This is a genomic window from Mycobacterium sp. (genome assembly GCF_019247615.1).
In the GTDB taxonomy this organism is placed as follows: Bacteria; Actinomycetota; Actinomycetes; order Mycobacteriales; family Mycobacteriaceae; genus Mycobacterium.
On record NZ_JAFBAT010000097.1, the window covers coordinates 1 to 7,352 of the forward strand.

Annotated in this window: 5 protein-coding genes; 4 read left to right on the forward strand and 1 reads right to left on the reverse strand. The window is 63.8% G+C overall.

Features of this window, described 5'->3' with window-relative positions:
- Positions 1-647 precede the first annotated feature (647 nt).
- On the forward strand, positions 648-1,310 hold the full coding sequence (locus JO059_RS06575) for an ANTAR domain-containing protein (protein WP_293315295.1): 663 nt from the start codon (positions 648-650) through the stop codon (positions 1,308-1,310).
- Positions 1,311-1,424: 114 nt separating this feature from the next.
- Here JO059_RS06575 and JO059_RS06580 read toward each other — a convergent pair whose 3' ends face one another.
- Positions 1,425-2,930: a DUF4185 domain-containing protein gene (locus JO059_RS06580; protein WP_293315291.1), complete on the reverse strand. Its 1,506-nt coding sequence runs from the start codon at positions 2,928-2,930 to the stop codon at positions 1,425-1,427.
- A 239-nt stretch (positions 2,931-3,169) separates the two neighbouring features.
- On the opposite strand from JO059_RS06580, the gene JO059_RS06585 reads away from it, so the two are divergent.
- From JO059_RS06585 to JO059_RS06595, 3 genes are all read left to right on the forward strand, one after another.
- Positions 3,170-4,552 carry an MFS transporter gene (locus tag JO059_RS06585; protein ID WP_293315292.1) on the forward strand — a complete coding sequence of 461 codons (1,383 nt, stop codon included), beginning with the start codon at positions 3,170-3,172 and terminating at the stop codon, positions 4,550-4,552.
- A 264-nt stretch (positions 4,553-4,816) separates the two neighbouring features.
- Positions 4,817-6,037 carry an acetyl-CoA acetyltransferase gene (locus JO059_RS06590; protein WP_293315293.1) on the forward strand — a complete coding sequence of 407 codons (1,221 nt, stop codon included), beginning with the start codon at positions 4,817-4,819 and terminating at the stop codon, positions 6,035-6,037.
- 19 nt (positions 6,038-6,056) lie between these two features.
- A partial coding sequence (locus JO059_RS06595) for a carotenoid oxygenase family protein (RefSeq protein WP_293315294.1) occupies positions 6,057-7,352 on the forward strand: 1,296 nt, incomplete at its 3' end.

The window sequence follows — 7,352 nt, forward strand, 5'->3', positions numbered from 1 at the left end:
GTTCAAGCATCGAGGCGCCGGCTCGTTAGAGCTTCACCAGTTCGTCGTGTTCGTCTGGACTGAGTTTGCGGTTCATTCGATAAGGCCGCGGTTTTTGTCTGCTGAGCTCTGTTGATACGGCTTCATCGTCGTTTGCTGGCGGCTCGCCCTGCGTGTAGCTCATCAACTTGACAAATGCGCCATCTTGGTTTGAAAGAGATTCACTAAGGAGCACCATGTCGCCTGGCCAGAGCGTTCGGGAATCGCCCGCTTGATCCGCGCTTGATGCCGTCAGCGCAGGTCCGTTTGCTGCGTGGGTGGTTAGACAGCTGGCCACACTCCTCGCAGTGGCCGATTCCTGCCCCTGAGTGCCGCGCACAGCTGAGAACCCAGGGGTGGCCGATTGAGTAGGCGACCCGTTCTCCCCGAACTGCGTGCGCGCCGTCGATGTCCCTAGCTACCCCCGGGCCACCGTGATGCAACCTCTTTTTGTGGCCGGTGGGCGACTCTTCGCGGAATGGACAAGAGTCGTGTTTGTCCTGGTGAATCCGGTAAGCGAAAAGTATCTTGCCGACAGGTACTCGGAACTGGTAAAAGAACTCGAAGCAGCAACTGACACATACGCCGAACGGGCGTGCAAAGGGTATTCCAGACCGAGGGGTATTCCAATGCAGGGCGATGAGCAACGCCGGGTGGGTCATGCGCTGGCGGGAGGGGCACCGCAGCGGGTCGGCTGGTTTCGCTACTTCTTCGATGACGACCGCTGGGAGTGGTCGGAACAAGTCGAGCGGATGCACGGCTATAAACCAGGGACCGTGACACCGACGACCCGCCTCGTTTTGGCGCACAAACACGCTGACGACTACCGGCAGATAGCCGACACGCTTGAGCTAATTCGGCAAACGCGGGAAGCCTTCAGCAGCAGGCACCGCATCTGCGACGTTCATGGCAACGTCCATCACGTCGTCGTCGTTGGCGAGGAACTACACGATGACCAAGGACGAGTCATTGGAACCCAGGGCTTCTACATCGACGTCACCCCGGTGGAGCAAGCAAGGCAGGACCAGATCACCGCCGAATTGGCCAGGATTTCCGAAGCGCGCTCACAAATCGAGCAGGCCAAAGGGATGCTCATGGTGGTGTACGGCATGGATGCGGCGGCGGCCTTCGAACTTCTCAGGTGGTGCTCACAGCGAACCAACATCAAACTTCACGACCTCGCCAGACAGGTCGCGGCTGACTTCGCGGGCGTGCCGCACAACGGACAGATGCCGCCGCGAGCGACCTACGACCACCTCCTCATGACGGCGCACCAGCGCATCAAAGATTGATGACGGGACACGCGATGAGTGGGCGGAGGGCTCTGGACGCAACTAATCAGCGACGGGCTGTGCCTCCGCCCGACGAGAACCGATGCGAGCGGAAGCCATTGCAAATCGCGGAAACTAGGGCAAGACGGTGTGCATCAACATGACGTCGTATGCCGACCACAGCGAGAGGTTGAAGTAGAGATCTCTGCCCGAGGACCACGGATGGATCATCGGTGCATAAATGCCACCGGGCATCTGGAAGGACGAGACCAGCGGCTGCTCCGGGCTCCACGGTCCCTGGGGGGCCGGGGCGGTCCTCGCCACGACGTCATTGCTGCCGCCGTTGGTATAGAGCACCAGATACTGCTTCAGATAGTTGTTGTACTGGGCCGACATCTCGCCAACCGGACCCGGGAAAATCGGCGTCGCGGCCCCCGGATTGGCCGGGACCCAGCGTCCGCCGTCGTCGCCGTTCCAGTATTGATACTTGCTGAGGTCGGGCACGGCATTCGGCGGCACACGCGAAAGGTACGCGGCGCCACCGCGTCCCGGCGGGGTGCCAAACGAGTAGAGATATCCGTCGGTGCCGCGCATGAACGCTCCCATTTGGAAGTTCTCGTTTCCGGGCGTGAACCCGGCTCCCGGGACAGCGTCGGCCGAGGCGGTACGGACGCTTCCGGGGTAGATCCCCCAGTTTTGGCCGTTGTCGAGGGACCTCGCGATCGCCGAGTAGTTCGTCGTCCATTCGCCATCGCGGCCCCACTGCCTGATGGACATGAAGTTCATGTATTGGGTTCTCCCGACCGAGATAGCAGCAGTCGGGATGATTCCGGTCTCGTGAGCCGCGCGATGGATCGTGTTGACGACCTGTTTGGAAAGGCCGGTCGTCCACACGGGTGAACCGGAGTATCTGTCGTTCGGTACGCCGTCGGCGATATGGATTCCCTGCGACAGGTCATGGTCTGAGCTTCGAAAGAGCGTGTTGTACCGCCATTGCTGCCCGTGAACCTTGCAGTAGCCGAACGTGTCACCGAAGGCCATGAGGACCTGGCGGTTCGCCGGATCGCCGTTGTCCCAGGCGATACCCAGGTCGGTCCCGGAGATTCCGAAGCGTTGCAATGTCTTGTTCGGGCCGTTTGTTCCGGTGACCCAGTCGACGAGCGAGGTCGGAGCCCCCGCGATCGAGGCGGGAGGCGGGGATGGCGCGGGCTGCGGCGCTGGCTGCGGAGCCGGCTGCGGAGGAACCGGCGCAGCGTTCGGCTGCAGCGGCGCGGCGTTGGGCGGCTGCGGGAAGCCCGGCGCGGGCGGATTGGGCCCGGGCGGCAGCACCCCGGCCTGCTGTTGTATCGGTGCGGAGTATCGCTGGCCAGGAGTCCCCGGCTTGAGCAGTGACGAGATCAGCGGACCCACTCGGGGTAGCGGCGCCCGGTCATTGGCGTGGGAGGGCCGGCGGCCAGTCGGTGGCTGAACGACGGGCTGCGGCGCGGGCATTTCCGGGGGTGCGACAGGCGGGTCGACGTTTGCCTCCGGCGCGCTGCACGGTGTGGCGTTCGCTGAGGGCGCGGGTCCGGTCGCCATCAGGACACCGATGGCCGTCAAGAGCACCACCGATAGCGACACGATCCGAAGAATCGCCGTCAATGTCACACCCTTCCGCCGAGCGGCCGCCGCATTGACGACCCCAGTTGGCTCATGTGACGATAGTGATTGGTGTGCTTAATGTGGCCAGTGATCCTCGGATAGGTATGCATCCGTGACCGTGTCGCAACCCCTCAGTTTCAGCTCAAACCGCGGCCGACCGGCGGCCTGCATCATCGCTCGGCCGAGTACGCTCCCATCCGCCACGCAAGACAGCAGCCGCCAGTAGGTAGGACGAACGAATGAGTGCCCGTGATGAGTCAGCGCACGACCCGTTGCAAAGCAAGTCGTTTCTTCGCCGCGTGGTCGCCGCGTCCATGGCGGGCACCGTCGTCGAGTGGTACGAGTTCTTCCTCTACGGCACCGCGGCCACGCTGGTGTTCAGCAAGGTGTTCTTTCCGCGCGGCGGCAACGAGCTGGACAACATCCTTGCCGCGTTCGTGACGTATGCCGTCGGCTTCGCCGCCCGCCCGCTTGGCGGCATCGTCTTCGGCCAACTGGGAGACCGATACGGGCGCAAGAAGCTGTTGCAGTTCAGCCTGCTGCTGGTAGGCGCCGTGACCGTGCTCATGGGCTGCCTGCCCACGTTCGCGCAGATCGGCTATTGGGCGCCCACACTTTTGGTGGTGCTGCGCTTCCTTCAGGGCTTTGCCGTCGGGGGCGAATGGGGCGGCGCCGTCTTGCTCGTCGCCGAACACAGCCCAAACCGCAGCCGCGGTTTCTGGGCGAGCTGGCCGCAGGCAGCGGTGCCCGTCGGCAACATGCTGGCGACGGTCGTCCTACTGGGTCTCACCTCGACCCTGTCGGATGCCGCGTTTCTCAGTTGGGGATGGCGCGTGGCATTCTGGCTGTCCGCGGTTGTCGTCCTGATCGGCTACTACATCCGCACCAAGGTGACCGACGCGCCCATCTTTTTCGAGGCACAGCGACAAGTCGAGCAATCCAACGCGAGCCGGCTCGGTGTTGTTGACGTCTTAAGGCATTATCCGCGTGGCGTTTTCGCCGCCATGGGATTGCGTTTCGGAGAGAACACCATGTACTACCTTGTGGTCACCTTCTCCATCACTTACCTCAAAGTGCAGGCGCACGCCAACACCAAGGTCATCCTGTGGTGGCTGCTGGCCGCACACGCCGTGCATTTCGCGGTCATCCCGTGGGCCGGCCGTCTCAGCGACCTATTTGGCAGGCGCCCAATATATTTCGTCGGTGCGCTCAGCGCCGGCAGCTGGGGGTTCTTCGCGTTTCCGATGATGGACAGTCGCCGCAACGCGATCATCATGGCCGCAATCATCATCGGTCTCGTCTTTCACGGTCTCATGTACGCGGTCCAACCGGCAGCCATGACCGAGATGTTCCCGACCCGCATGCGCTATTCGGGCGTGTCACTGGGCTACCAGGTCACGTCGATCGTCGCCGGTTCGATGGCGCCGATTATCGCCGTCCGCTTGCTCGAGACCTACAAATCCTCGGTGCCGATTGCTTGGTACCTGGCGGCTACCGCGGCGGTCAGTGCGGTGGCCGCGTTGGCCGCGCGCGAGACCAAAGGCATCGACCTGGCTTCGGTCGACCTCGCCGACGCTCAACGACTCCGGAATGATCCGGTCCCCGCGGCAGGGCACTCGTAGGGACCCGAACCGGCCGAGGTTGCCGAAGACGCCGTCAGGCGTATCGACGGCACACCAACTTGTCGCAGATCAGTGTCGTTGCGACGGGTCTGCCGCCGGGTTGACTCCGGATGTTTGTCGATCCTCCCCAACGGCAATGCCCCCAAAGAGGTGCGCGCGTGGGCCGGCCTACGCGTGAACCTAGGTCCCGTCGGTTCAGCCCGAGAGCCGACGGGACCGCTGCTATTTCCAACGGGCGAGTCATCCAGGAGTACCGTGCCGCTTATGGGCGGCTCGACAGGACTGTGGATTCTCGGTGGCTACCAAAGCGATTTCGCTCGCAACCTCACCAAGGAGGGCCGCGATTTCTCCGCCCTGACCGCCGAGGTCGTCGACGGCGCGCTTGCCGCGGCGAAGGTCGGCCCCGCCGACATCGGAGTCGTCCACATCGGCAACGCATTCGGTGAGATGTTCGCCGGTCAGGGTCACCTCGGTGCCATGCCAGCTACGGTCTGCGACGAACTCTGGGACATCCCCGGGTCGCGGCACGAGGCCGCATGTGCGTCCGGCAGTGTCGCGGCGCTGTCGGCGATGGCCGACCTGCGATCGGGCTCCTACGACACCGCCCTCGTGGTCGGGCTCGAGTTGGAGAAGACGGTGCCCGGCGACACCGCCGCCCAACACCTCGGTGCCGCCGCATGGACCGGCCACGAGGGCGCCGGCGCTCGTTACCTGTGGCCGTCGATGTTCGCCGAGATCGCCGACGAGTACGACCGGCGCTTCGGCTTGGACGACGCTCATCTGCATGCCATTGCGCAGCTCAACTTCGCCAACGCGCGGCGTAATCCCAACGCCCAGACGCGGGGGTGGACCGTTCCCGATCCCATCACGGACGACGACGCGAACAACCCGATCACCGAAGGTCGGCTGCGGCGATTCGACTGCAGCCAGATGACCGACGGCGGGGCGGGATTGGTCCTGGCCAATGACACATATCTGCGCCACCACCCCGCCACCCGGCCGATCGGGCGCGTCGCCGGATGGGGACACCGCACCGTGGGGCTGGGCCTGCGGCAGAAACTCGACCGCGCGGCAAACGACCCCTACGTGCTACCGCACGTCCGGGCCGCCGTGCTTGACGCGCTGTGCCGCGCGCGCCTGACGCTCGACGATGTCGACGGATTCGAGGTGCACGACTGCTTTACACCCAGTGAGTATCTGGCCATCGACCACATCGGCCTGACCGGGCCTGGCGAATCGTGGAAGGCCATCGAAAACGGCGAGATCGAGATCGGCGGCCGGCTGCCGATCAATCCCAGCGGCGGCTTGATAGGTGGCGGACATCCGGTTGGGGCCTCCGGCGTGCGCATGCTGCTCGACGCGGCAAAGCAGGTCAGCGGCACCGCCGGCGACTACCAGGTCGAAAACGCCAAAGCCTTCGGCACCCTCAATTTCGGCGGCAGCACCGCCACCACGATCAGTTTCGTTGTCGGCGCGGCCAAGTGACGGACAAGGGCGGGTGATCATGGATGTTGAGATCGTCGGCAAGTTCCTGTCAACGCTGCCCGAAGACGACGATCACCCCTACCGGACCGGAGCGTGGCGCCCACAGACCACCGAGTGGAACGCCGACGATCTCCCCGCCGTGGAGGGTGAAATTCCGCGGGACCTGGACGGCATCTACCTGCGCAACACCGAGAATCCGCTGCACCCGGCGCTGAAGACCTATCATCCGTTCGACGGCGACGGCATGCTGCACGTGGTCGGCTTCCGCGACGGAAAAGCCTTCTACCGCAATCGATTTGTCCGTACGGATGGCTTCCTGGCGGAGAACGAGGCCGGTGGGCCGCTGTGGCCCGGACTTGCCGAGCCGGTGCAATTGGCCAAGCGGGAGAACGGGTGGGGCGCCCGGACGCGTATGAAGGACGCGTCGAGCACCGACGTTATCGTGCACCGCGGGATCGCGCTGACCAGTTTCTACCAGTGTGGTGATTTGTACCGGATCGACCCGTACTCGGCCAACACGCTGGGCAAGGAAACGTGGAAAGGCCACTTCCCGTTCGACTGGGGCGTATCGGCGCATCCGAAGGTCGACAACAAAACCGGTGAACTGCTGTTTTTCAACTACAGCAAGCAAGAGCCCTACATGCGCTACGGCGTGGTTGACCAGAGCGATGAGCTGGCCCACTACGTCGACATCCCCCTTCCGGGCCCGCGGCTGCCGCACGACATGGCGTTCACCGAAAACTACGCGATTCTCAACGATTTCCCGTTGTTCTGGGATCCGAGGCTGCTCGAGCACGATGTGCACCTGCCCCGCTTCTGTCCCGACATTCCGTCCCGCTTCGCGGTGTTGCCACGTCGGGGATCGACGGACGATGTCCGCTGGTTCGAGGCCGACCCTACCTTCGTGCTGCACTTCGTCAACGCCTACGAGGACGGCGACGAGATCGTGCTCGACGGCTTCTACGAGGGCGACCCGCAGCCTGTTGATACCGGGGGAACGAAGTGGGAGAAGCTCTTTCGCTTCCTCGCGCTCGACCGTCTCCAAACCCGGCTGCACCGGTGGCGATTCAACCTGGTCTGCGGTGGGGTGCAAGAGGAGCAACTCTCGGAGTCGATCACCGAGTTCGGCACCATCAACCCCGACTATGCCGCCGGCAGCTACCGCTACACCTATGCCGCGACCGCCAAACCGGGCTGGTTCCTGTTCGACGGGCTGGTCAAACACGACGTGCTCACCGGGAATCACGAGAAAATCGCCTTCGGCGAAGGTGTGTACGGCAGTGAGACGGCGATGGCGCCACGGATCGGGTCCACG

What these genes read in the sequence shown, in the direction of transcription:
- JO059_RS06575 (WP_293315295.1), top strand. Translation starts at nt 648, where the DNA reads ATGCAGGGCGATGAGCAACGCCGGGTGGGTCATGCGCTGGCGGGAGGG.
- JO059_RS06585 (WP_293315292.1), top strand. Translation starts at nt 3,170, where the DNA reads ATGAGTGCCCGTGATGAGTCAGCGCACGACCCGTTGCAAAGCAAGTCG.
- JO059_RS06590 (WP_293315293.1), top strand. Translation starts at nt 4,817, where the DNA reads ATGGGCGGCTCGACAGGACTGTGGATTCTCGGTGGCTACCAAAGCGAT.